Source organism: uncultured Campylobacter sp., from assembly GCF_938040115.1.
Lineage (GTDB): Bacteria > Campylobacterota > Campylobacteria > Campylobacterales > Campylobacteraceae > Campylobacter_A.
The window spans coordinates 1-2,005 of sequence record NZ_CALHXD010000299.1; the positions used below are offsets into that span (position 1 = coordinate 1).

The window sequence follows — 2,005 nt, forward strand, 5'->3', positions numbered from 1 at the left end:
AAGACATTACTCGCTCTGTCGCGTATGTGCGAGAAATACTCTTTGTCGGTCAAATTTTTGACGTAAAAATACACGTCAAAGCCATCTTTTAGGTAGCCTACTTTTGCATCCGCCGTAAAATAGCTCTTTTGGGCTAGCTTATTTTGAGCATCGAAGTAGGTCTTGCCTATCATATTTCCGTCCAGTCTTGTATAAATTCCCATCGGAGCGTAGTATGACGCGCCCAAAGAGAGCTTATACTCGGGGTTTTTTTCGATTTTATTACCTTTATTATTCGTGCCGTCTTTGTTGATGTAATCTCCGTATTTGGTCTTTAGCAGACTTGCGGCTAAATTTATATCAAGCTCCTTGCTCGCTTTTGCGACGCCTTCAAATTCCACACCCATAGATTTTGATTTATCGGCGTTTGCGGTCGAGTAGATGTTGGGGTTATTGGGGTCGGTATAAAATATATGCGTGCCCTTGATGTCCATATAAAATAGCGCGGTAGAAAATCTAAAGCTCTCATACGAACCCTTTACACCGATCTCGTAGTCATCGCTCGTCTGTGCGTCAAATTTATTATCCTCCCTGCTGCCGCCGGTGGTGTAGAAATTAAAGCCGCCGGCTAGATAGCCCTTTGAATACATCGCGTAAATATTTAGCTCGTCGGTGATATCGTATCCAAGTGCGATTTTTGGCAAAAACGTCCTAAATGTCGCTTTTTCGTCCATCGAAAACGCGGGCGCACCGGGATTGTGTCCCAGCTCGTATGAAAAGTAATCGACCTTTGTGTGTTTTCTGATCTGCTGATACCTGCCGCCAAGCGTAGCATCAAATTTGCTCGTGATCGGATAGATGATCTGACCGAATACCGATGCCGTCTGCGCGCGATTGACCGAAGGCCAATCCTCGACTATCGTCCTACCGCCGTCGCCGTATTGGTCGCCGATCGGGCCGAAGACTTGCTTTTCGTTTTCGTAATAAAGCCCGCCGACCCATTTGAAGCTTTGCTCGTCTACGCTACTAAATCTAAGCTCCTCGGAGAAGGTATCATTTTTAGAATTTAAAAATGTAATTAGCCCGTAGTGATCGGGGTCGAGATAGGTTATTTTACTACCGAAATCCTCGTCGTAAAGCCCGTCTTTTTTGGCTCTACGAAAGGTCGTAGCCGAGGTCGCGTCAAATTTGTCAAATTCATATTTTAGATCTAACGCTCCCGAGCTAGAGGTTTGCTTTACGCGGGCGGGCGTTTCTAAATTTATATGTTTTGCTTCGGCTTTTGAGATGCTACCCAGCTTAGACTTTGGGATAAAAAGCTCATCGAGCGAGTCGTCCTGGCGGTGAAAAAGATCTCCGTAAATTTTGATCGTAAATCGCTCGGTCGGCACTATCTTTAAATTTAGTCCGAAATTATAATTTTTCTTGTCGTTGGCTTTTTCTCCGTTTAGATCGTTGATGATCCAGCCGTCCTCTTTGGACGCCGAGCCGTTTAAGCCTAAAAATAGTTTATCATCAATCAGCGCGCCGCTGGTTTCAAAAAGACCTAGCATGTATTTGTGCGAGCCGTATTCGGCGCCGACGCTGCCGCTCCATTCGTTAGTCGGTTCTTTTAAAACGATATTAATGATGCCGCCGATTGAGTCTTTGCCGTAGATCGCACTGCTAGGACCTCGCAAAACCTCGACGTGATCGATATTTGTAACGGGGATATAGGCTGCGTCTTTGTTACTTTGCGCTACGCCGTCGACATAGACCGTGACGGGGTTAGAACTCGTATATATCGAAGGATTGAGTCCTCTAGTACTGATGCCCTCGTACATTCCGCCTACACCGGTAATGTTTGGCATAGTTTTTACCAGCTCCTCGACGTTTTTGACTTCTCGTTCTTGTAGCTCAGTATCACTTACGACGCTGATACTTTGTGGCACATCCTTTAAATTTTCGCTTATTTTGTTTGCGGTAACTTCTACTTCGCCGAGATTTACGCTTTGCTTAGTTTGCTCGTCGGCTATGGCTGGATTTG

Annotated in this window: 1 protein-coding gene; it reads right to left on the bottom strand. The window is 45.4% G+C overall.

Annotated elements, in window-relative coordinates:
• The coding region (locus Q0314_RS10200; RefSeq protein ID WP_298058717.1) for a TonB-dependent receptor at positions 1 to 2,005 on the bottom strand (2,005 nt) is incomplete at both ends.